The organism is Bacteroidia bacterium (assembly GCA_027493955.1).
Classification (GTDB): Bacteria; Bacteroidota; Ignavibacteria; order SZUA-365; family SZUA-365; genus JAOSJT01.
The window spans coordinates 3,414,514-3,438,649 of record JAOSJT010000001.1 but is presented as its reverse complement, the minus strand read 5'-3'; the positions used below and the strand labels follow the sequence as shown (position 1 = coordinate 3,438,649).

Below are 24,136 nucleotides of genomic sequence, written 5' to 3'. Positions count from 1 at the left end.
GGGAGCGGGAGAAATAGGGCTATCGTAACCCATTGAATTGTAAGGAGTTATGGTAACCGTTGATGAGCAGTTGTGCCGTCGCCGTGCGGTTGTACGAGGGCATGGCGTTTTTCATGGACTTACGTGCAGAAAAACCCTAGATTAGTTGACTGGCGTATTGTCCGCAATACGAATCTGCTTTGTTTCATTGGTTTATTGAGGTTGTGTGATGCACCTGCGTAGTACGAATTGGCTCCCTGGGTTAGCAACGATAAGCGCCGTGGCGCTGGTCGTGATGCTCGTTCTTCCGGAAACCCCTCCAGGGTGGGATACTGTGATGTCGAAGATGAATGAGCGCAGGATGGAAAAATTTCAGGGCGCGAAGGGTGTGCGGAAGCATATTCCCGCCATTGAGTTTTATTACCTTTCGCGCTGGTATGGGAATCCCGGCGTCAACGTCGAACTGGAGCGTTACAAGGCGCTGCAGGAGGTGGAAAATCGGCTGAACAAGGGCTTTGACAAGGTTACGGAAAGCAACATCTGGCGTTCGCTGGGTCCGGGCAATATTGCCGGCCGCGTGCGCGCCATCGCGTTTCGTCCCGATGATCCGAACGTCGTTTTCGCCGGCGGTGCGAGCGGCGGCATTTTCAAATCCACCAACGGAGGGCAGAACGACTGGCGTCCCGTCATGGATTTCACCGATGCCATCCCAGTCGGCGCCATCGCCATCGATCCCGTGAATCCGGACATCATGTACGCAGGCACGGGCGAGCCCACGGCTGATCTGTACAAGGTGAACTCCGGTCCTTCGTTCAGCGGGGTTGGCGTTTTCAAATCCACGGATGCGGGTGAGAGCTGGACACGTTTGCCCTGGCCGCAGGCCACGAGCGCGATACATCGCATCCTGATCGATCCCAGAAATCCGAATGTCATACTCGTGGCGTCGCGGGCGAACATGTACCGCTCCGAAGACGGAGGCCAGAATTGGACCCGCGCACAGGGCGGCGTTATCACGGACATTGAATTCAAGCCCGGCAATCCCGACATCGTGTATCTTGCCATCGGCAAGGACGACGGTGCGCTGGTCAACGGTGTGTACCGTTCGACTGATGGAGGCAAGCCCTTTACCTGGACGAAACTCTCGAACAACTTTCCGTCCAATGACTCGCTCGGGCGCATCGAACTTGCGGTGTCTGCGGCGAATCCGGATCTGCTCATGGCCGCTGTTGTGCGCAAGGGCTTTTACATCGGCAACAATGATTTTCTCGCGATGATGATGAGCACGGATGGCGGAGAAAACTGGGTTCGGCAGAACAGCAATCTGCCTTCGACCATGACTTCCGGGCAGGGTTTCTATGACCTCTGCTTGAGTATCGCGCCGACGAGCGCGGATACCGTTCATGTAGGAGGACTGGAACTTTGGCGCTCCGTCAATGGTGGCTCGAGCTGGACGCAGATCTCGAGTAACGGATCTCCTGTGCATGTGGATCAACACGTGCTCGAGTATTCTCCCGACAATAAGTACCTCTTTCTCGGCAACGACGGCGGCGTGTATCGCTCTCTCAACAAGGGCACTACATGGACCCCGCTGGAAAGAACCCTGGAAACCATTCAGTTCTATACGCTCGCCTGGGATCCCAACAACGCCGACCGCTTTTATGGCGGGGTTCAGGATCATGGCGTATTTCAATCCTCCAACATCGACAACAAAGAGTGGAGAATTCGGCGAGGCGGCGACGGCGGGTATGTGTTGGTTGATCCCAGCAATCCGAACATCCTTTACAGCCGGTTGATGATCGAGGGTTCCGGCAATCCTGTCCCCGCGCGCAGTATTAACGGCGGACAGAGCTGGACGCGTCTCGAAAACGGTTTTTCGGGTGATCGTTTCAACTGGCTCACACCGATGATGCTCGCTCCGAACGATCGCACGCGCATGTACACCGCCACGCAGTTCGTCTACTCAGCAAAACCCGTGGACAGCGGCACACCCACCTTCCGCGCCATCAGCCCGGATCTGACCGCGCGCAACTCCATCAGCTCGGTCATCTCCACCATCGACGTCAGTCAGTCATCACCCACGACGATGTATGTCGGTTGCGGCGACGGTACGGTGCAGTACAGCAGCAACATCACGGCGGCCGATGTGGAGTGGACGAACATCACCAACGGGCTCCCCAATCGCTGGGTGAGCAGGATAAAGATCGACCGGCGCAATCCCGCTATTGCGTACGTGGTATTCTCCGGAATCAATACACCGCATGTCTACAAGACCACGAATTTCGGGCAGAACTGGACGGATATTTCAGGCAACCTCCCCAATGTTCCTGTGAACGGCATCGTCATTTCGCGCGACGATCCGGACAACACGCTGTTCATCGGCAGCGACATCGGCGTGTGGTATACGCGTGACGGCGGTCAGAATTGGTCACGTTTTGGCGTGGGATTGCCGAACGTGGTCGTGTACGATGTGGACATTGACAATCAGAACCGCCTTATCGCCGCCACCTTTGGTCGCGGCATGTGGATAGCATCCGCCGTCATCAACTCGGTGCCGGCGACGGCTCCGACGGCTTTCGCGCTGGCGCAGAATTATCCGAATCCCTTCGCCTCGGCGCAGGGTACGACGATACGCTTCACACTTCCGGAGGCATCCGACGTGATGCTGACACTGCACGACGCCACCGGTCGCACGCTGCGCACGTTGCACCAGGGGCGTCTGTCCGGCGGAAGCCACAGTGTTTCCGTGAACACGTCGGAGTTGCGCAACGGCGTGTACTTCTACACGATCAGTGATGGCAGACAGCGCAGCATGAAGAAAATGGTCGTGCTGAACTGAGAATATCGCGCCTCGCTCATTCACATCCCCGCCACATGGCGGGGATTTTTTTTCGTGCGAGCGACTCCTTGGCGAGGTGTCTGCATCGCATGGACACGGTGTTCCATCATGTAGCGATACATGAATCGCCCATTTTAGAGTCCCGCAGCGGCGCCCGGCATTTGTCTCCAAGAAAAAGCGCCGCGAGAATCCGCTTCCATCCGTGTAATCCGCGCACCTATTCCCACACCGGGCGATACGGTAAAAACGTGGCGATACATGAATCGCCCATTTTAGAATCCCGTACCAACACCCGGCATGTGTCTCCAAGAAAAAGCGCCGCGAAAATCCGTGTTCATCCGTGTGATCCGCGCACCTATTCCCACACCGGGCGATACGGTAAAAACGTGGCGGTACATGAATCGCCCATTTTAGAGTCCCGCAGCGGCGCCCGGCATGTGTCTCCAAGAAAAAGCGCCGCGAGAATCCGTTTCCATCCGTGCAATCCGCGCACCTATTCCCACACCGGGCGATGTGGTAAAAACGTGGCGATACATGAATCGCCCATTTTAGAATCCCGTACCAACACCCGGCATGTGTCTCCAAAAAATGCGCCGCGAGAATCCGCTTCCATCCGTGTGATCCGCGCACCTATTCCCACACCGGACGATACGGTAAAAACGTGGCGATACATGAATCGCCCATTTTAGAATCCCGTACCAACACCCGGCATGTGTCTCCAAAAAATGCGCCGCGAGAATCCGCTTCCATCCGTGTAATCCGCGCACCTATTCCCACACCGGGCGATACGGTAAAAACGTGGCGATACATGAATCGCCCATATTAGAATCCCCTACCAACACCCGGCATGTGTCTCCAAAAAAAGCGCCGCGAAAATCCGTGTTCATCCGTGTGATCCGCGCACCTATTCCCACACCGGGCGATACGGTAAAAACGTGGCGATACATGATTTGCCCAAACATTGCGGGCAAAAAAAATCCGCCGAAGCGGATCTTTCATGTCATGCAGAGAAAGATTACATGTATGCTTTCTTTAATTCGAGTTCCTGCGCGAGTCGTTCGGATTCACTTCCGGACATCTCATGTATGCTGATGACGCCGACGCCTGTGGCACCGGATTGCACCGTTGCCTGGGCGGGATCCAGACTCTGTGAGCGCCAGCTGGCGTCGTGGGTGTCCGCAAGCGGCGTGCCTTCGGAGCGCGATGCATCAATCATGCCACGGAGGCGGATGATCGCCTTTTCCTTTTTTTCCGCGAGAATGCGGTGGACGCTTTTCGCGGCAGCCACTGTGCCTTCCATCTGCCGCTGAATTTCACGTTTGCGTGCGTCGGAGGCGGTTGTACGGGACATGACAATGTCCTCGAATTTCTTCATTACGGATTCATATTCGTTCTGAATGCGGGCGAGTTCGAGGCGGGAATGCCAGTACTGTTCGGGGTCGGAGGCCACGAGAAAATAAAAGGGGACGGAAATTTTAAAATCATGAGGAAGCCCTTTCACTGTTGCGAAGCCGGCGGGGAAGCGCGACTTCATACAGCTTTCGAGCACGGCATTATCGAATTCCTTGACTCCCGAACTGACGCTGATCTCCGAATAAACAATTTCTCCTTCCGCGGTAACATACAATGTTGCTTCGACTGCGCCTTCCGTACCGGCGTTGAGCTGCGCGGCGGGATAATCGGGAAGCTGGAAACGAGGTTGCGCTGAACCGGTGAACCGTACTTCGTCCTGTGCTTTCGGCAGCGTAAAGAGCGGGGGGATAAATCCGCGTGACTTGACCGGCTGTGCGCTCACGGAGGCGCAAAGCAAAAGCAAGATGAGGACAGTGAAGACGGTACGATGCATGTTTACCTCTTCGAGAGAATATATGTGAGTCCGGGATATGCAGAATGGGATTCTGCTTGATCAGTCCTGTAACATTACGGGGAAAGAAAATAAAATCCAAAGAAAAAATTAGCGTGTTTGTAACCTCCCGCTCATCGACATTGTCTTCTATGATTCCACCATTGTACCACATTTTCCTTCAGCAACAATCTCGATACCCTCGTTTGCCGCAAGAGCGTATGAGGATGAGCCACTTCCCTGGCCGTGGAGCGCTTTGCCAGGGTGACGACGTGCGAGGGAGCGCGGAACGCAGCGCTGGCAGCGACGGCCGGGAACTGCTGTCGGTTTTTCGCCGTGGCCGTATCGCGGGATTACTGGTTCTGTGGAAAATTATCTTCAGCGCGTCCATCATGCATTTCGCGACGAGTGGCGTCATGCTGGCGAATCCCGATTCGCTTCGCTATGTCTTTCACCGTAATCCCGGTATAGGGAGTCATGCACAGATACATCCTCTGTCGGTCATTCTGAATATGGGATACGACATTACGCAGCTTGATCGATACCGGAAAGATATTCTGACGTATCCGTATGCTCCCGCGGCGTCGACCGTATTCGGAAATCTTGTACGTCCGGCTTCGCTTGTCAGAGAATACGGCTTCTGGCGCTTCTTGCGACATGAGGTGCTGCCGTTGGAATTCAACACGGGAGCAAGCTGGTGGCCGAATTACCAGCTGCACCTTATCGGTGGCGGCGCGAGTTGGGCCCGACTCGCGGAATGGTTCGATGCGCGCGGTGTGTCCGCTCCCGGCTGGTGGGCAGCGGGAACGGTCATGGCGGGGCATCTGCTCAATGAGGTGATGGAGAACAATGCCGTCAAAGGACGGCTCATTGATCCGATAGCGGACATATATCTCTTCGATCTTGGAGGTATAGCGCTGTTTTCGAGCGAAGATGTTCGCCGGTTCTTCGGGGAGTCCTTGCACCTCGCCGACTGGTCGCTGCAGCCGGCTCTGCTCCTGTCGAATGGACATGTGCACAATGCGGGGCAGTACTTCTCGGTGCGACTGGGAATTCCGGGGAGCGAACGCTGGTCTCTGCTGTATGTGTTCGGATTGAATGGATTGCTGGGGGCGAGCGTACGGCTTGATAACGGGGACGCCATCTCACTGGCCGCTGGACTTCGGACGAAGCAGCTCCACGCGGAAACAGAGAATCCTTTGCGTGTGACCGCGGATCTCACCTGGAGCGGAGGATTGTACTGGGATCGTGAGGGATCACTGCTCGCCTCGTTCGTACTGAGCGGAATTTCGTCGAACCTCTTGACGGCGAATGTGTATCCCGGTGTGTTCAGGATCGGCGGCATTTCTCCCGGCTGCTTCATAACGGTCACGACGGAAGGACGGATATTTGCCGGCATCAACAGCACTTGGGGCATCGGAGCGGGCTGGTAGCCGGGATCAGTGCTTCGGGCAATGCCGAAAGCCATCCCCGTGCAAACAGCGAACGCATTGTTACCTACTCGTATTCCGCAGATTTCCTTTAGAACCGCAGGGAAGATTATTGTGCGGCAGGTAAGGAAAATCTGTCAAGAGAATCCCTGCACGTCCTTCCTCGCTCCTGATGTGCGTCAATCCATACCATCCGCGCAGTGGATCAAATGGAGCAATGGTTCAGAGCGGCAGGGCGGAGATCGCCTCGCGAATGGCATCATGCAGCGTGGCGCGGAAGCGCGGCAAGGCCTGATTGGCGCGCGTGGGGTGCACGCGGTTTGTCAGAAAAATGACGTATATATCTGCTGAAGGGTCAATCCAGATGGATGTGCCCGTGAATCCTGTATGCCCATAAGAGCGCAGAGAGAAATAATGTCCGGCCGAAGAACCCGTCACCGAACGCATATCCCATCCCAGTGCGCGAGTGTCACGCGGGCGTTCCCGGCTTGTGAATTGTAGCACGGTGGACGGCTTGAAGAGTTGTGAATCGATACCTCCTCCCAGGTGCAGCAGCATTTCTGCGAAGCGGCCAAGATCGTCGGCGTTGGCGAACAGGCCCGCGTGTCCGGCGACACCGCTGAGCAGACTTGCTGTTTCGTCATGGACCTCGCCGTGTATCAGGCGTCTTCTCCACGATGTGTCCACTTCAGTTGGGGCGATACGGTGGCGGAGCGAATCCGGAGGAGTGAACATGGTGTTACGCATGCCCAGAGGCTTTAACAGTATGTCGGACAGAAATTCATCGAGCCGCATTCCCGTGACGCGCTCGACGATTTTTCCCAATACAATCATGCCGAAATCGGAATACAGCGTGCGGCTCCCGGCAGGTGCCTGGAGCTGCGAGGCATAAATTGCATGGAGAACCTCGCTCTCGGTGCTCATGGAAGGATGGAACTGCCGGAAGGCCTCCAGTCCACCGCGGTGCTGCAGCAGCTGCCGTATGGTGACCACGTCTTTACCGTTTTCGCCGAATTCGGGAAGATAGGATGCAGCGGAGCTGTCCAAATGCAAGCGACCATCCTCGAACAAACGCATAACGGCGCTTGTTGTGGCGACCACCTTTGTGAGCGACGCGATGTCGTACAGCGTACTGTCCGATACATCCCAAGCATCCGAGTCGTAGCTGTGCCGGCCATAATTCGCGCGGTAGATACTGCCATTGGGCAGACGAACCAAAAGCTGCGCACCGGGAAAGGCCCTGTCGCGGATTTTCTCGTGTATCAAGCTGTCCACACCCCGGAACTGCGCTGCGAGTTGTATAGACACCCGCTCGTCGCCGTCGGCTGTTTGCACGCCCGCACCGAAATGCGCGATTCCCGGAATGCTTACGGGAAGGCGTCCGGAAGCGGGGATGTCGCCTTTCAGCATGTCGACGGTCGCAAGCACGGACGCCTCATCATCGCTATAGCTGCACACCCATGCTTTCGCTTGCGGATATGCGGCGCAGAAATAGGGGCTACCGAACGCAAGGGCGACAGCGGGCTTGCGAAGTTCCGCCGCTTGCTCCAGAGCCGCTCTCTGCACGGTGGTTAATCCGATGCTTCCCGTACCGTTTATGACAGGGAGAAAACCTGCAATAAACAGAACGTCGCTTCGGGCGAGAGAATCCCGTACCGCGCTGCCGTGATTGCGCGAGGTGGCATCCACGGATACATGACGCACGACCGCACCCGTTGCGCGCAGCGCCTCGGCAAATTCCGCGACAGCGGGTGTGCGCTCATCCCTGCTCAACGAAAGTACTCCGATGCGCTTTCCCTCAAGTGTCAGCGGCAGCAGGCCGTCTTGATTTCCGAGCAAAGTCACAGCCCGCGCGGCGATATGCCGTGCAAGCTGTCTGTGTCTCTGGGTTTGATCGAGGCGATGTTCCGAAGAGTCATGCAGCGCCTTTTGGTCGATGCTCCACTCTTTCATGGCGAGGACTCTTTTGACTGATCGCGCCACTGCGGCGCTGTCAAGTTCGCCGCGCCGCATCGCTGCTTCCAGCGAATCCACCGCTGTCGACGCGTCTTCCGGCATGAGTAACACGTCGATGCCGGCGGCAAGTGCCGTCGCGGGAATATTGCGCACCCGGCTTCGGGTCAGCGCCTTCATGTTCATCGCGTCACTGACCACCAGTCCACGGAAACCCAATTCGTCCCGCAGAAGCGAATCGAGGATGACACGCGAAAGTGTCGCAGGGAGAGATGAATCACCAGACAGGGAAGGTACAGCAAGGTGTCCCGGCATCACGGACATGACGCCCGCATCCACCAGCCGCCGGAAGGGATAGAGCTCGAGGGAATCGAGGCGTTGCCTGTCTATGCGCAGCAACGGAAGTTTTGTGTGAGAATCCGTTTGCGTATCGCCATGACCCGGGAAATGCTTTGCGGTAGCGATCAACCCCGCATCCTGCATGCCGCGCATGTAGGCTTCAGCCATTTCCGCCACCAATTCTCTGTCTTCACCGAATGAGCGCGTATTGATGATGGGATTCTGCGGGTTGCTGTTGATATCGCAAACCGGCGCGTAGTTCTGACCAATGCCGAGTGCACGGGATTCCTTCGCCACCGCAGTTCCGGCACGGTAGGCGAGATCCGGCGATCGCGTCGCCGCAATAGCCATCATCGAGGGGAGGCGGTATCCGTCCGTCAGACGCATGCCGGGTCCATATTCGAAATCGGCGGAAAAAAGCAGAGGCACGCGTGCCACGACGCTCAGGGTGTCGATGATCTTTCGCAGTGATGCGCTGCTGCCGCGTGAGAAAATAACTCCGCCGATGCTGTCCCTCCGCACACTCGCGAGCAGCTTTGTGAGCGTGCGGCCGTTGGCTTCGCTGAAGGAGAATTCTGTGATGAGCTGACCAAGGCGACCCCGTGGAGAGAGTGTTTCGTACACACTGTCCACCCAGGCGGAATGGAGCCGCGGGTAGCCGGCAATATCGAAATCCGCAAGAAGACTGTCGTATTCCACCAACGCCACATGGACAGGGGGCTGTGTGGGTGCGACCAAGGCTGGTTCTTCTGCGGTGTTCGTGTCGCGCCAGGGAAGGATACTCTCCACGATTCCGCAGGATTGCATGACCGGCAGCAGGAGAAGGAGCAGGAGTTGTCGGAGAATTCGAATCATCCTTCGGAGCACTCGTGAATCAGCGGTATCGCCCGCAAGGCGGAGGGGAGGACACTCCTTTCCCGGTGCGGGCTGGATGCACCACACATGCAGGTACATGTATGATAATGGTAATGTACGATTTAGACAGGAAATCAAGTCGGACGCCGTTCATCGGCACGCACGGACGGAACAGCAACGGTGGACAGCGCGCCGGATGCGTCTGTCAGTAGCGGGGCGGAACAATACCGGGATCTGACTCCGGTCTCTGGAAGCACGTCCGCAGCACCAGCGCGTCAAGACTCCCAAGCAGCGGACATCAACGTATCTGCAGCAGTCGGGTGGCAGCACGGTTGTTGTTGATTGCACGGAGGAGATAGGTACCACTGCTCACCGGATCGATAGGCAAACGGTACAGCCCCGTTCCTCCGTCGCTTTCAATGTGCATGCGGGAAACGAGCCGACCGAGCATATCGCGCAGTTCGAGGGTGACGTTTCCGATGCGCAAACCCTGAAGCAACACGCTCACCTCCGCACGTGCCTCTGCCGCCACAGGCATGGGATACAAGGCAGCAATGTGGAAATCGCTGCGGGAAGGAATTTCCGACACCGATGTCGCCAGGGCGGCGGGAATGTATACGGTAGTTTTCGCTGTACCCTTGCGCATAAAACCGTCATACACCGTGATGTCCAATGTGACGAAGCGCTCGGTGGTCCGTGGAAGCACGACAAAGCTGTCGACGACGAACTGCGACGTTGCCATGGGAGCCAAAGGCTCATTGGGCAGAATGTCGCCGGTGGCTCCGACGCGGACGATGCCGTCCAGTACGTCGGCTTCGATGTTTGCGCGTGTGAACACTGTTTTCGCCCAGCAGTCGTTATGGACACGGAAGCGCAACCCGAAGCCCTCGCTGCTATAGGCATAGCCGCTCGGATCAAGCGTGAGTCGTGCCGGGGCATCCATATCGACAATGTTGAAATAATGTGCTCTTCCCGGGATACGTATGTCCGTCGCGGTGGGAAGGACTTCTCCGCCGCTGTGATGAACATCGAATTCAAGAAGCACATTTCCCGCTATGAAGCGCGGATTGCTGCGCCCATGCCAGGTCGCTGTAGCGGAATTTCCGGGCTGCAACACCTGATTGATATGCTGTGTCGGCGCTTCGTCGAAGCGAATATCGGGATCGTTGCTCTTCAGACGAATGGAATCCAGGCGCAGCATACCCGTACCGTTGTTGGTGACACGCACGCCTCTCGCAAAGGGATTGGGTGTGTACACATTATCGGCGTCCATGGACAGAAAGGAATCACCCAGGAAAGAGATCTCGAGCCCCGGCGTGAGCGCCGGTATGAACACGTACCCGGTACGTTCGCTGCTGCCTTGTGCGTGGTACAGTGTTGCCGTCACCGGAAGAAGGACGGACACATCACGCTCCAGCGCGGTGAAGCGCCACGACAGTTCGAGCGCGCTGTCCACTTCCAGGAGGGCTCCGGCGCTCCATAGGTCGCTGTCGTTGAGCAGAACGCGCGTATCATCGAAGAACAGACGCACGGAATCGCAACCGAGGTCATCGGTGCCGATGTTGCGTACGGTCAGTGTGCGTGTGAAGGGATTAGGGGTGTACACACGCACGGGATCATAGGTCAGCGTATCGTCACCGCTGAAGACAAGTTCCGGCACGGGGTACAGTCCGGGGATGCTGAGTGTGTGTGCGAGGGTGAGATGCTGCTCGCCCGAGGTCCAGGCGGATATGTTGAAATCGAGAGCGCGATCCACACTGCGTTTATAGGCGAGGAAATTCCACCGCGTCACAAGTGAATCGCCCGGATTCAGATTCCAGCCCACGGTGCGGAACAACGGGTCGGGCGTGGTGACACCGTCCGCGGTGTACGAGAGCCGCAGCGAATCTACACGTACCGTGACGTGACCAACATTGCGGAGCACATACTCCTGATAAAAGGGATTCGGTGCGTAGTCGTTCGCTCTATCGTAACGCAGGGCATCCGTCCCGTTGCGTTGCAGCGTAAGAATGGGGCGCAATCCCGGCACGAACACGGGTCTGGTGCCCCGTGCGGTGTCGCCCCTGTCGCTTACCGCCAGCACATGGAAATTGACGATGCGTCCCTGTACCTGGCCTTCCACGGAAAATACATCCTCCCGTTGCGGACTGACTTCGTCCGGTGCCAGGAGGGTCATCGGCTGATGTTCGTGGTATGGCGGAGCCACGATACCGACACCCTGCGACTGCACTCGAACGTACTGCACGGTACTGTTGTACCACGTGCGGTTCCCGACAGAGTAGCGGATTGGGATATCCGGTGTTACAAAATTCGTTCCTTCGGCGTTACGCGCAAGTGTATCCGCTGCGGTCAGGTTTTCCACAGTCAGGTGATACGGTTTGCCCGGGACTTGTATGATCTTCTCAACGCGTCGTTTCCGCCCGTTGAGATCGGTGAGCTCCACCACAGCGGTGAACTGTCGCGTAGCTGCCCTGCGCTGCACGGCGATGTCCCAGGTTTCGGTCACAATGTTCCCTGGCAGCAGCGAAGGACCCGCGGGTTTGACGGCGGCACCGAGCAGCGAAACGTCGTCACCAATGAGCATGGCTTTCAAGCTGAGAAGTTGTGCCCATTGCTCGCCGATATTTTCAATGCGCGCCGTGAGCCGATAGGGTTGGGGGGAGTAGATGCTTGCCGCGTCGTACTGCAAGGCATTCGTCCCCGGGAGAGTGCATTCAACGGCCGGCGACATGCCGTCCACCTGAACAATGAACAACGTGTCTTCTTCCCGCCAGTTCCCTGCGATATCCTTTCCCCGTGCGACAATGCGGAAGGTATCGCTGCGCGCCTGAATCGTGGCACCGAAATACCGTACATTCCACAGAATGTCAACTCGCGGATTGCCCGCCGTCGGCGGCGGCATGGGGATGGATACAATGTAGGGATTCGCTTGCGTGGACGGGTCGAGTATGTAATCGGTCGGCAGGTGAAACTGAACGGAGACGGTGTCAATCGTGGTGCCGCCCTGGTTCGAGAGGCGCAAGGCGATGGTGAAGGGATTCATTTCGTACCCGAGTGAATCCGCGCGCACTTGCAACGCTGGTATGGGACCAAGCGAAAACTTGAAATCCGGTGGCGCCATGGCGGGAAGCGTGAAGAGTTTTTGCGTCTCGAAAGAATCCACCGCCGAGGTCAGCAGCCAGATCCGAATGCGATAATTTTTCGCAGCGAAGGAAGGTGGATGGTACAGAAGCCATTCCACCTTCGCCGAATCGTTGGGCGCAACTGCGGAAGGTGTCGGTATCTTTATCACCGCACCCTGTTCCGATGCGTCGAGAGAAAGATCAGCGGTGAAACTGATGCGCGCGGAGAGTTGCGCCGAAGCGACATTGCCCGTGTTGTAAATGGTCGCCTGAACCGGAAGGGGGATCGGAGAGTACGATTGACCGCCGGGATCGACACTCAAAGCAGGGATGTGTATGGAGACGGAAAGCTGAGGCTGGGCATGAGCCGTCGTAAGCACGATGAGCAGGACGGGAAGAAAGCTGATCGGTGATTTCATTGTGCCTCTTTCGCGCTGTGTCCGGACTTAAAGTAACACTTCAATTGTACAACACAATTTACCTATATTCAAGCGTAATGTAGCACAATGGAAGTTGATCATGCCGATAATTACAGCGTTTATTCTTGAAGGACGATCCGTGGAGCAAAAAAAGGCACTGATTCACGCGCTCACTGAAGCAGCGGTGAAAACGCTGCACGTGCCCGGGGAGTCCGTGCGGGTGATTATCTCGACCATGGACAAAGATGACTACGGGATAGGAGGAAAAACGGCGAGGGAACTGGGGAGATAGCGGGCGAACTGGAGGAAGCGACCAGCATCATTCGAAGCACAATAAACGGCCCGGATCATGCGCTCCGGGCCGTTGAAAAGAAGACGTCCCGCTTCCTCTACGGGAGTGTCGAACTGAGGACTTTATCCTCCTGTTCTTTCCGGAAATCACGGAGCTTTTCGCGCAATTCAGGGCGCTTGTTGGCCAGTATTGCCACAGCAAGCAGCGCCGCATTGACCGCGCCGGCCTTGCCGATAGCAAGCGTGCCCACCGGTATACCGCCGGGCATCTGCACGGTGGAGAGCAGAGAATCCAGCCCGTTCAGCACGCTGCCCATGGGTACGCCGAGTACGGGCAACAGGGTATGCGCGGCTACGACGCCGGCGAGATGCGCCGCGCCACCGGCTGCGGCTATGACCACCTCTGCACCGTCTTCCTCTGCCTTGGAAATCAGTTCAATGACATGCGATGGAGTTCTGTGCGCTGAAAGAGCCCGGCAGATATGCGGAATGCCGAAGGAGGTAAGCGTAGCGTCGGTGTGCTGCATGACGTCCCAGTCGGACGTACTGCCCATGAGGACGATGACGAGAGGATTGCTGTCGGACATGAAATCTCCAATGTGATGATGGACCAACGTAAATTACGAAACGGGAGGAGCATGGAAAAATCTTCCGCACCGGCCTCATGAGGTCGCCAATGGTTGTATTGATGAGAAAAAAAAGAGGGGGGCCTGCGGCGTCATGGCATCTTTCTGGCTCATACCCTCACGCGCCACCTCCCTATCGAAGATCGCCGCAGGCCCTGTATCCTATATATAGAGCCACTCGCTCCAGTTGCTGAAAATGTCTTAAAAAAAAAAGAAAAATTTTGAGGTCTCTATTTCGTCACCGTTGAAAATGGGCCGTTTTTGACGATTTTCCGCACATATTTGTGCGACAGCCACCCGCATCGGCGAAGGGAATCGCGAAGGACATCTTCGAGACGCTCCTGTCAGATCCCGGTGGCGAGTGGAGAAGCTCTGGTCGGATTCGATTGAGTCGAACGATTGATGGAACGAAAATGGGCGATTCATGAATCACCCATTTTTGAGTGTCCGACGGTAGGAAGCGTCCAATTCGCGCAGTGAAAATCCGCAGCAATCCGTGACCCTCGACGTGTGTATTATATGCAGAGGTGCTGCGAGGAGTAGGATCGCACGGTCACAGTGATAATCAGCGTTGCATCCGCCTGTATCGACAAATTTTTCCAACCTTCGACGATATTTGCCACTAGCAAGTATTCCGTGCAGTGTACTCCTGCGGTTCTGCTCCGGATTCGGTGATTTTCGTTTTGGCACGATAGTGGATGCTCCTTTGACAGAATCGAAACCTCACTCATCTCAACAGGAGCTACCATGAAACACCTCATTTCTCTCGCATCACTGCTCGCTTTCGCACTGATCATTACTTTCGTGAATGCGGACAGCGCTTCGGCGCAGAACCGTCCCGACAATCGCGGTTTCATCGATCTCAATGGTGATGGCATCAACGACAATGCCGCCGATGATGACGGCGACGGCATTCCCAACGGCAAAGATTCCGACTACACCGGTACGAAGCTCGGCACGAACGGACGCGGTTTTGTCGATGAAAACGGCGACGGCATAAACGACAACGCGCCCGATGCCGACGGCGACGGCATTCCCAACGGACAGGACCCAGACTTTGTGCGCAGCTCCGGTAATGGTTCACCCGCAGGCAAGGCTCTTCGCGGCAATGGCGCAACCGGCGGCCCCGCCCCGCTGCAGGACGGTAGCGGCAGCAAAGCCGGAAATGGTCGGCGCGGCAAATAAGAATATCGCCTCCGGATACGCACCGGATCGATCCTCCAAAGAGCAGCACGGACGGGATATTTCCCGTCCGTGCAGTTCTTTACACAAGCTGAAAATTCCCATTTTCATTTATGGAAAACACACAAAACGGCAGAATAAAACAGTGAGCCGTGAGATTATAAATCACTGATGATAAATCCCAAAATTCATATTTATACAGGGTAGGTAATCTCCAGCTTGCCGAGGTCCGTTTCTGTCTGCCAGCTCAGCAGAACGAGTATCCGAGCATCAATGCGTTGGTCAATAGGTAAGAATCCACGGAATGAGGAGAGGGAATACATGCGCAATCGAAACGGTACTCCGAGCTGTGACGTAACACAATCAAACACTATTCAGTTCGTTCATTTTTCGAGACTCTTCGCAACACGTTTCTTTCTCCTAAGCTATCGATAAATCTATTTCTCTCTACCCTCTCGCGACTGAACTCAATATTATTTGTCTCAATCTTTTCTGCGATATTCATATTTCTCAAGAAAAATACTGCAGCGTAGCTTTCCGGTATTTTACGTATTACGTCACTACCAACTCTTCGCATAAAATTGTTCGCTTCGCTGCTGTTTCGTTCTGCTGCCAACCAAGCACGACGTATCGCAAGAAAATAATACTCCGCAGCGCAATCCGAGATGTTATCGATATGAGAAAAATATCTTTGCATTAATGTATCTCTTGAATTACTCATGAACAGCTCGCGTATATCGTTGATCGCAGATCTACATGTCTCTGAAACTTCATATACATTAAGTTCTTTCTCAATATGCACTAAATCATCCCATTTTTTATCCGGTGGTTGGTTCTCCGATATACCATATAGTATGTTGATACGATATCTCCCAGCAGGTAACCTTGGTCGATTTATTACTTTATCCCAATACTCGCTCAAGCCAGAGGCAGCAATATCTTGCATTGATATACGCTTCGTTTTGGGAGCGACTCTCAGAAGTACTCTTTCAGTGAGATGTGTATCATAGAGAGTATCGCTCACTCGTATAAATCCGTTACCGCTCCATTTTTCCAAATAACCAGATACAGTCCAAACAAACAAGGTGTCATCAGAGAAGTATTTCACTTCGATGATTATATATGGCACGCTATACTCGGAAATCGATATTGCGTCGTCAGCGTGTATGGTGCACTTAGTATGTCCAGTAAAGTCAATTACAATCAAAAGAAAGATTATTGCAATCATTTCGGGATCCCCCTTATCACTGAGTAGTTACAAACTGAAATCTTTGGATTTTTTCCTTATGACCAGGCGGTAATCCATCCTCACTTCTCGAACAAAATGTGTCGAATAATCCTTGCAAGGACTTTGTATCGTGCTGATGAACAGCATTTTCTATTTGATGCAATATATTTGTTACGCATTCCTGGTCTGTAAGATTCACAAACGGGATCGGTAATACATTGGTAACTACGCTTTGCGCGATCAGCACCTGCCCTGTGTACGCACTCACGAAAATCACCAATATTGCATTGCAAAGCACTCTGAGCATTAACATAATACTTCTCCTGCGATTCTTCATGATCAAAGTCAACAAGTACGCCGCGCCTCAAAAAAAGAGCAAAATATCACATAATATTATACAAAAGAAAATGATGCAATAGCCAGTGGTAAGATTATCAAATTATTTTTCAACAAGCAGTTTCACCCAGAATCATTCTCCCAGGAAGCAGCCAAGACCGTCTCTGACATGACTGACTTGCCCCTCACTCAGTCCCGCAGTGACGACACTTCCGTTATCTCGCCGCGGCGAGTCTCCGGCCTGCGGCCTCCTACCCCACACGTGAGTGTGTGGGACTCACGCGCTCCCCCCAACCCTCTCAGTCCCTCAGGGACGACACTTCTACTGATCTCGTCGAAACGAGTCTCCGACCTGCGGCCTCCGACCTACACGTGCGTGCGGTGTCGCGAACACCCTGCCCCCTCCGCGCTCCACGCCCTGTCCGACATCAAGAATGCTCAAGCGCCAATGGCGGTTCCAACAGCCACAACGCGAAAGGCGTCAGACGTCTTTTTCACCTGCGTCGAGGAGGTTCACTCCGGAGTTTCTTCCGCTTTCCCTTGCTCCTGTTCGGCGGCCTTGTACTCGGCATAGTAGCGCTTTTTACTGCCTTCGTAGCTGTCGATTCGCACGAGGACGCCTTCCAGTTTGCCGTTCACAAGCGGAATTCTGCGGCTGGTCCTCAGACCGATTTCCTTACGCAGCGCGGGATCGCCGGTGTAAATAAATGCGGTGCTTCCGGTGCAGCGCTGTTTCAGGAAATCCCCAAGATCGCGATACAGTTCCTTCACCGCTTCGTACTCGCCCATGCGTATACCGTACGGGGGATTGGCAAGCAGCACACCGTTTTCGAAATGCTTCACATGCCGGAAGTCGCGGGCGAACAACGCGACGGCATCGGAGTACGGGAGACGGGAGAGATTTTCCTGCGCCACATTCAACGCCCGCTGTGAAATATCGCTTCCGCTGATCAGACCTTCTGGCAACGGACGGATCTGTGCATCGCATGCGGCCTTCACGTTTTTCCAGAGAGCCGCATCGAAGTCCGGCATGTGATAGAAGCCGAAATTCTCCCGAAGCATCTGAGCCGGCATGCGGCAATAATGCATGAGCGCCTCAGCGAGAAGTGTACCCGATCCGCACATGCAGTCCCACAGAGGTTTCTCACCATCCCAGCCGGTAAGCCGGATAATTGCCGCGGCAAGGGTTTCCTGCATTGGTGCCTCGCCGGCCAGGAGGCGGTAACCGCGTTTATGCAGCGATTCGCCGGAAGTATCGAGGCTGAGCACGGCAAGGTCTTTCTCGATGCGGAGATTCAGTCGAATGTCGGGATTGACTGTATCCACCGAAGGCCTGCGACCGCGACTCACATCGCGGAAGTGATCGGCGATGCCGTCCTTGAGGCATTGCGCCGCATACAGCGAATTGGTGATGCTGCTTTTCGCTACCGATGCGGTGATGGAAAACGTCTGATCCACGCGGAACAGCTTTTCCCACGCAGTCTTTCTCGCCGTGCTTGTCAGGAGCCGTGCATCGGTGCAGCGAAATGTCATGAGCGGAGCGAGAACACGGGAGAGCAGACGCGAGGTGTAGTTTATGCGGTACAGCGCTTCATTGTCCGCATCGAAGTACACACCGCGATACGCGAGTTCAATGTTGGTGGCGCCGAGTTCCTTCAACTCCTCAGCGCACAACGCCTCCATCTGCCCGGGGGCTTGCGCGAAAAAACGACGATTTTTCTGGTATTCGTACATGGGCAAGGTAAATTACAGTCTGCGCCAGTCCGGCGGAGAAGCGGGCCTGTTATCGAGTATATCTTCGATTCGCTGCATGATCTCGTCCGTCAGCTTCGGGACGATGTCAAGCGCGGACATATTCTCCCGCACCTGGGCTGCCCTGGATGCGCCCGTGATCACGGTGCTGACGTTGGGATTTTTCAGACACCAGGCGAGGGCAAGTTGGGAGAGCGTTGCTCCGAGCTCGTCGGCTATCGGTGTCAACTTCTTCGTTTTTGCGATCTTTGCCTGGCCGTCGGCGCTCATGATGCGCTTGCGCAGCCAATCGTAGGAAGGCAGAGAGAGCCGGCTGCCATCAGGGATGCCCTCGGCGTACTTGCCGGTGAGTATGCCACTGGCGAGCGGACTCCAGATCGTCGTACCGAGACCGATGTCGCGATACAACGCGGTGTATTCGCGCTCGACTCGGTCGCGTTTGAACATGTTGTATTCGGGCTGCTCCATCAGAGGCGGTATAAGATGCTCGCGCCGCGCGATGTGATACGCTTCGCGGATCTGCTCGGCACTCCATTCGCTGCTGCCCCAGTACAATGCCTTGCCCTGCTGAATCAGCAGATTCATCGCCCACACGGTTTCCTCTATCGGTGTGTGGAGATCGGGCCGGTGACAGAAAAGTAGATCAACATAGTCGGTACCGAGCCGTTTGAGCGCGGCGTGCGTTCCTTCGAAAATGTGTTTACGCGAGAGTCCCGAATCGTTGACCCCATCGCCTCCCCAGAAGATTTTCGTGGACAATACGAGATCCTCACGGCGCCAGCCGGCGCGACGAATCACCGCGCCCATCATCGTTTCGGACGCACCGCGCGCGTATGCCTCCGCGTTGTCGAAAAAGTTGACACCCGCGTCCCAGGCACTCGTCATGCATTCATAGGCGGTGTCTTCATCAATCTGATCATGAAACGTAACCCAGGAACCGAAGGAAAGGGCCGACACCCGCAGTCCCGATCGTCCGAGAAATCTGTATTCCATAGCTTCTCCAGTAGCATAACAGTTTTTCCATCCTGTAAGATAGAAAATTCCGCGGCCTTCCTCATCCGGGGGCTGCTGTCGCCGATACAGACGGGGCGCTCTCTGCGGGATTCAGATGGGGTGGGACGTCAGATATAGCGCTTCTCGCGCTTCCAGATTTCGGTTAATGGTATCCGTACGCCGCGGCAATGCCATATCGTGAGATTGCTTTCATACCGCATGGCATGGGGATGGCTGTGATTACCCAGCGCGGTTACCTGTGCGCAGGCCCTTTCGTGGTCCTCCCTCCGTCCGCCAATGACGATGACAGACCCGATACCTCGCGGGTAGCCCCACAGCCAATAGTTATTGTGCATGCTGATCACCGGCGGTAACGGGTACCTTTTCGCGTAATACTCGAGCGCCGCGGCCTGACCGTAATTCTGCGCCAGGACCACGACGTCGTCGCGTTCCGCATACGAAAGTGACAGGTACGCGGTGGACACAGCGTCGGCCATTTCCTCCCATCCGTGCATATCGGCGAAAAACTGCGGCAAGTCGCCCATGGCATGTCCCTCGGCGTTCTTCACAGGTGGGGCGATTGCACGATTCAAGGCGATGAAGGTGTCGACGGGCAGAATCGGCGCGGCGAAGGGGGCCAGGAGTATCGCCGAGGCACAGACCATCGCGAGGTATCCCCGACGCCATAGTGTCGAACGTCGCATGCGCCATTGCTCCAGCCACACGCCGCCGGCCGCGAATAGCGAACCTGTGGCGGCGGAGATGTACTCCGGTTTACTGTGTCCGTTGACCAGCAGAATGAGCAGCGTGCAGAGCCAGATAATACCGATCAGGCGAAAGCGCCGTCCGTTACCAAGCAACGTCCAGTACAGTCCACCCAAAAGTGCGAGCGCAGCCAGCGGATTGTGAATGAGCAGTGCGCCGCCAAGAAAATCCGTCCGCGAGATACCACCGTATTTCATGGCGCTCGCGTTGCGGATAAATTCCAGGTGCGCGAAATCGTGTGCGGCGTTCCACAGGACGAAGGGGAGGAAAAGCAGCAGCGTCAATCCGCCCGCCAGCCAGGGCCAGGGCGTTCGCAACTGCGCGCGCGCGTCGCCGCTCACGAGCGCGGCGACGACACCGAGGCAGAACCACGCCATGCTGATTTTATTCATGCAGCCAAGGCCGGTGAGCGCGCCGAGCAACAGCCAGTGGCGTGCGCTTCCCGTATCAAATGCGTCGATGGCCGCGCGCGCGGCGAAAAGCCAGAACAGCGCGTCGAGAGTGTTCATGGACCAGAAGGATCCCATGGCCAGGCTGATCGGAGCGAGCAGGAAGAGGAGACATGCGCTCAGTATTGCAGTGGTGCCGCCGCCGAGGCGTCGTGTCAGCGATCCCGCCGCCCATACTCCGGCGCCGGAAAACAGCGCCGCGAGCAGGGCGATGGAGAACTGTGATTCTCCCGCGATCTGCCGCCACAACGCGAGCACCCACACGGACAGCGGCGGATGATCCACATAGCCGAGGGCCGGGCGCTTGCTGCACGCGATGTAATACAATTCATCGCGGAACATCCCGTAGCCCGCAAACAGCTCGATGGAAATATGCAGCAGTACCGCCGCACCCGCGAGTGCCGGCAAAAGCATGCGTGCGTATGGAGGATCGTTGCCGTGCATACACTTCACACAGAGGGGAACAGTGAATGAGAAGACTTGAAGCCCTGTCGCTTTGTAGGTTATCCGCGACACGCGTCAGGCGTAGCGGACGATGCTGCCCGGAGCGTGCTGTGCTTACTCCTTCGGCAGCTTGCCGAACACCTTCGCGAACCATCGGTGCACGCGATGGATGCTGTTGACGGGATCGGCGAACATGAGCAGGCAATAACCGTGCGTGCATTCCAGTCCGCGCTCTTCGCACAGGCGAATGGCCTCCGGCGATTCGGCGCCCTGCTGCATCCAGATGCGCGGTATGCCCGCGTCGGCTGCTTCGCGGACCAGCTTTTCCGATTCAGCGGGCGGGACCACCAGCACCAGTCCTCCGACCGCTTCCGGCAACGCTGCGAGCGAAGGAAACGCCCTGACACCATCGATGCTTTCCGCCGATGGATGAACGGGATGCACGGTGTAGCCCTTGTTCGCGAGATCCTTGAGCAGCGTGTTGCCGAACTTCTTTCCATTGCGCGAGGCGCCGGCAAGAGCGAGAGTGCGCTGTTCGGTAAATGCGATAATGCGTTCTGATTCTGTCATGGGAGGTGCGGCTTCTGTTGTGGATGTTTCCGTTGCGCACGGTAAGCTAGCATTTTTCCGTCACAGTTGCGGTGGTGTGCGCCGCACAGAATGCAGCCCTGCACATACGCAGTCACGGTTCGATGGGGGTGGGTCGCGCGGGGCTACTGCAAGGAGATGCCGCCACACGCTTGCAGTGCGCGATGACGGATGACGTGCGAAACAACGGTTTTCCGGATGCTCTTACCCCGGTTTTCCTAATGGTACCGCTTTTACTTGTCATGAAGAATGGAGCGCAGTGCGCCGTCTTGGCGAAACGGCGAGAGTTGTGAGGCATGGAATCTTGTGTCTCTCTGATCAGACCGGCCGACTTGTTGGCATACCTCACCCCGCCTTCAGTCCCGCGAATTTCAGTATCAGCGTTTTTTTGCCGACGGAGTCGAAAAGCACCATAACGCGGGCCATGTCGCCCGAACCCTGTATGCCCAGCAGCTTGCCGCGGCCGAAGGTGGCATGCACGACGGTGGAACCCACGTGCAGTTCGGAATCCGTCTGTGAGTACGAATCATGACCGTGGTCCTGACTGTATTCGGATTGCTTCGGCTTAGTGTTGCGTTTGTGACCACCATTGCTTGCTGGCGTGTTTGTGGCTCGTCTGCGCGTACTGTCGCGCTGCACAACCGCCGGATCTATTTCCTCCAGAAAACGTGACGGCATCTGCTCCAGCCGCTCCCCCCAACGCAGGCGGGACTTTGCATGGATGAGGTACAGCTTGCGCATCGCGCGAGTCATTCCCACATAACACAGACGGCGCTCCTCCTCCACTTCGTCGCGATCGATGGCCATGGACGAGGGAAAAAGGCCTTCCTCCATACCGGCAATGAACACCACCGGAAACTCCAGCCCCTTGGCCGCGTGCAGCGTCATCAATGTGACGGCGTTGCGGCTCTGGTCCAGCGCATCCACATCGGCAACCAGCGAGGCCTGCTCGAGAAATTGCTCCAGCAAATTCTGTCCGTCCTCGCCCTCGAAGTCCGCCAGGGCGGAAAGCAGCTCCTGCACATTTTCCATTCTCCCGCGCGCCTCCATCGTGCCCTCGGTCTTGAACGCCGTCACAATGCCCAGCTCGTCGACAAGGGAACTGCCCAGCTCGCCCGCGGAAATTTCCCGGCGCAGCGTCGCGTACTTCTGAATCAACCGCACGAAGTCCTGTATGCGGTTTACCGCCGAGGGTGTCATCGAAGGAATGCGGGCCACATTGATCGCCGCCTCGAACAAGGTGACCTCTTCTGCGGCGGCATAGTCGCGCAGCCGCGTGAGCGAGGTGGCGCCTATGCCTCTGGTCGGATAGTTGATCACGCGCATGAAGGCCTCGTCGTCGTCCGGATTGACGATCAGGCGCAGATACGCGAGCACGTCCTTGATTTCTTTACGGCGATAAAACTCCACGCCGCCGACAATGGTGTAGGTAATGCCGCTGCGGCGGAGCGCATCCTCGATGGAGCGGGACTGCGCGTTGGTACGGTACAGCACGGCGAAATCATTGAGCTGCAGCTTGTGCTTCCGGCTCTCTTCCTGCATGAAGGAGACGATGCGCATCGCCTCTTCAGTCTCGTCCGCCGTTTCCAGCACGGTGATCAGGTCGCCGGAATCATTGTCCGTCCACAGCGTTTTCTCAATTTGCTTGCGATTGCGCTTGATCACAGAATCCGCGCCCTGGAGTATCATTTTCGTGGAGCGGTAGTTCTGCTCGAGGCGGAAAACTTTCGCATCGCCGAAATGCTTCTCGAAATTGAGAATATTGCTGATGTCCGCTCCGCGGAAGCCGTAAATGCTCTGCGCGTCGTCGCCCACCACGCAGATGTTGCGATGCGACGAAGCCAGGCGCCGCACGATCTGATATTGCGCCTGATTGGTGTCCTGATACTCGTCGATGAGAATGAAGCGGAACTGTTTCTGATAGCGCTCGAGAACTTCGGGATGTTCGTCGAAGAGGCGTATCGGATGCAGAATGAGATCGTCGAAATCCATTGCGTTGCTGGCGCGGAGCCGCCTCGCGTACTCGACGAACACCTGATGCACGCGCTTCTGGAAAATGTCTGTGGCCTCATGCGCGAGGTCCTCGGCGGTTTTCATGCGGTTCTTCGCCGAGCTGATGGCATGACGTACCGCCGCCGCGGAGATTTGCTGCGTATTGATGCCCAGGTCGTTCATGATGTTTTTCACCAGACTCTGGCTGTCCTCGGTGTCGTATATCGTGAAATTCCTGTGGAAGCCGATATGCTCGGCGTCCCTGCGCAGCAGACGCGCGAAGGTGGCGTGAAAGGTGCCCATCCAGAGTCGGCTTGCATCGTCGCCGTGAATCACCGTCCCGATGCGCTCGCGCATCTCACGCGCGGCCTTGTTGGTGAAGGTGAGCGCGAGAATGTTGTATGCCGGTACGCCGCATTGCAGCAGATAGGCGATGCGATAGGTGAGCACGCGCGTCTTGCCGCTGCCCGCTCCGGCCACGATCATGACCGGGCCTTCGATGGTTTTGACTGCGTCCTTCTGTACCGGATTGAGCTGACTGAGAAACGACATCCGTCCGTCCGTATTACGCCGCGTTGCGGCGGAGACCTGTGTAATCGTGAAAAATCTATGCAGAGACAAAAGTTGCGCGAGAACGGGGAGCCGATCGGCAACTTCCGTTTCGACGCGTGACAAATGCACACTGCGTCCCTGTGCTACAAAAAAAACGACATT

The 24,136-nt window shown here is 56.2% G+C and carries 14 protein-coding genes; 4 read left to right on the top strand and 10 right to left on the bottom strand.

What is annotated here, in order from left to right:
- The first annotated feature begins 340 nt into the window (after positions 1-340).
- Complete coding sequence (locus M5R41_13150; protein ID MCZ7557341.1) at positions 341-2,815, top strand: T9SS type A sorting domain-containing protein; 2,475 nt, start codon at positions 341-343, stop codon at positions 2,813-2,815.
- Positions 2,816-3,830: 1,015 nt separating this feature from the next.
- On the opposite strand, the gene M5R41_13145 is transcribed toward M5R41_13150, so the two are convergent.
- Complete coding sequence (locus M5R41_13145; protein ID MCZ7557340.1) at positions 3,831-4,661, bottom strand: energy transducer TonB; 831 nt, start codon at positions 4,659-4,661, stop codon at positions 3,831-3,833.
- Between the two features lie 224 nt (positions 4,662-4,885).
- On the opposite strand from M5R41_13145, the gene M5R41_13140 reads away from it, so the two are divergent.
- Positions 4,886-6,091, top strand: coding sequence for a hypothetical protein (locus tag M5R41_13140; GenBank protein MCZ7557339.1), 1,206 nt, complete (start codon positions 4,886-4,888; stop codon positions 6,089-6,091).
- 219 nt (positions 6,092-6,310) lie between these two features.
- Here the strand turns inward: M5R41_13140 and M5R41_13135 are convergent, their stop codons facing one another.
- Together M5R41_13135 and M5R41_13130 are read right to left on the bottom strand one after the other, a co-directional pair.
- Positions 6,311-9,235, bottom strand: coding sequence for a serine hydrolase (locus M5R41_13135; protein ID MCZ7557338.1), 2,925 nt, complete (start codon positions 9,233-9,235; stop codon positions 6,311-6,313).
- A 298-nt stretch (positions 9,236-9,533) separates the two neighbouring features.
- On the bottom strand, positions 9,534-12,776 hold the full coding sequence (locus tag M5R41_13130) for a T9SS type A sorting domain-containing protein (GenBank protein MCZ7557337.1): 3,243 nt from the start codon (positions 12,774-12,776) through the stop codon (positions 9,534-9,536).
- A gap of 100 nt (positions 12,777-12,876) precedes the next feature.
- Here M5R41_13130 and M5R41_13125 point away from each other — a divergent pair, with 100 nt between their 5' ends.
- Complete coding sequence (locus tag M5R41_13125; GenBank protein ID MCZ7557336.1) at positions 12,877-13,068, top strand: 2-hydroxymuconate tautomerase family protein; 192 nt, start codon at positions 12,877-12,879, stop codon at positions 13,066-13,068.
- Between the two features lie 97 nt (positions 13,069-13,165).
- Here M5R41_13125 and purE read toward each other — a convergent pair whose 3' ends face one another.
- Complete coding sequence (gene purE, locus M5R41_13120) at positions 13,166-13,654, bottom strand: 5-(carboxyamino)imidazole ribonucleotide mutase (GenBank protein MCZ7557335.1); 489 nt, start codon at positions 13,652-13,654, stop codon at positions 13,166-13,168.
- 786 nt (positions 13,655-14,440) lie between these two features.
- Here purE and M5R41_13115 point away from each other — a divergent pair.
- Complete coding sequence (locus M5R41_13115) at positions 14,441-14,878, top strand: hypothetical protein (protein ID MCZ7557334.1); 438 nt, start codon at positions 14,441-14,443, stop codon at positions 14,876-14,878.
- A gap of 367 nt (positions 14,879-15,245) precedes the next feature.
- On the opposite strand, the gene M5R41_13110 is transcribed toward M5R41_13115, so the two are convergent.
- The 6 genes from M5R41_13110 to M5R41_13085 form a co-directional block, all read right to left on the bottom strand.
- A complete protein-coding gene (locus tag M5R41_13110; protein MCZ7557333.1) occupies positions 15,246-16,103 on the bottom strand; it encodes a hypothetical protein in 858 nt (285 codons plus the stop codon).
- 849 nt (positions 16,104-16,952) lie between these two features.
- Positions 16,953-18,173 carry a THUMP domain-containing protein gene (locus tag M5R41_13105; protein ID MCZ7557332.1) on the bottom strand — a complete coding sequence of 407 codons (1,221 nt, stop codon included), beginning with the start codon at positions 18,171-18,173 and terminating at the stop codon, positions 16,953-16,955.
- A 12-nt stretch (positions 18,174-18,185) separates the two neighbouring features.
- Complete coding sequence (locus M5R41_13100; protein ID MCZ7557331.1) at positions 18,186-19,184, bottom strand: aldo/keto reductase; 999 nt, start codon at positions 19,182-19,184, stop codon at positions 18,186-18,188.
- A 128-nt stretch (positions 19,185-19,312) separates the two neighbouring features.
- Positions 19,313-20,842, bottom strand: a complete 1,530-nt coding sequence (locus tag M5R41_13095) for a glycosyltransferase family 39 protein (GenBank protein MCZ7557330.1) — start codon at positions 20,840-20,842, stop codon at positions 19,313-19,315.
- Positions 20,843-20,956: 114 nt separating this feature from the next.
- The gene (locus tag M5R41_13090) at positions 20,957-21,412 is read right to left on the bottom strand and encodes a CoA-binding protein (protein ID MCZ7557329.1); all 456 of its coding nucleotides are present in this window, start codon (positions 21,410-21,412) and stop codon (positions 20,957-20,959) included.
- Positions 21,413-21,775: 363 nt separating this feature from the next.
- The gene (locus tag M5R41_13085; GenBank protein MCZ7557328.1) at positions 21,776-23,974 is read right to left on the bottom strand and encodes a UvrD-helicase domain-containing protein; all 2,199 of its coding nucleotides are present in this window, start codon (positions 23,972-23,974) and stop codon (positions 21,776-21,778) included.
- Positions 23,975-24,136 lie beyond the last annotated feature (162 nt).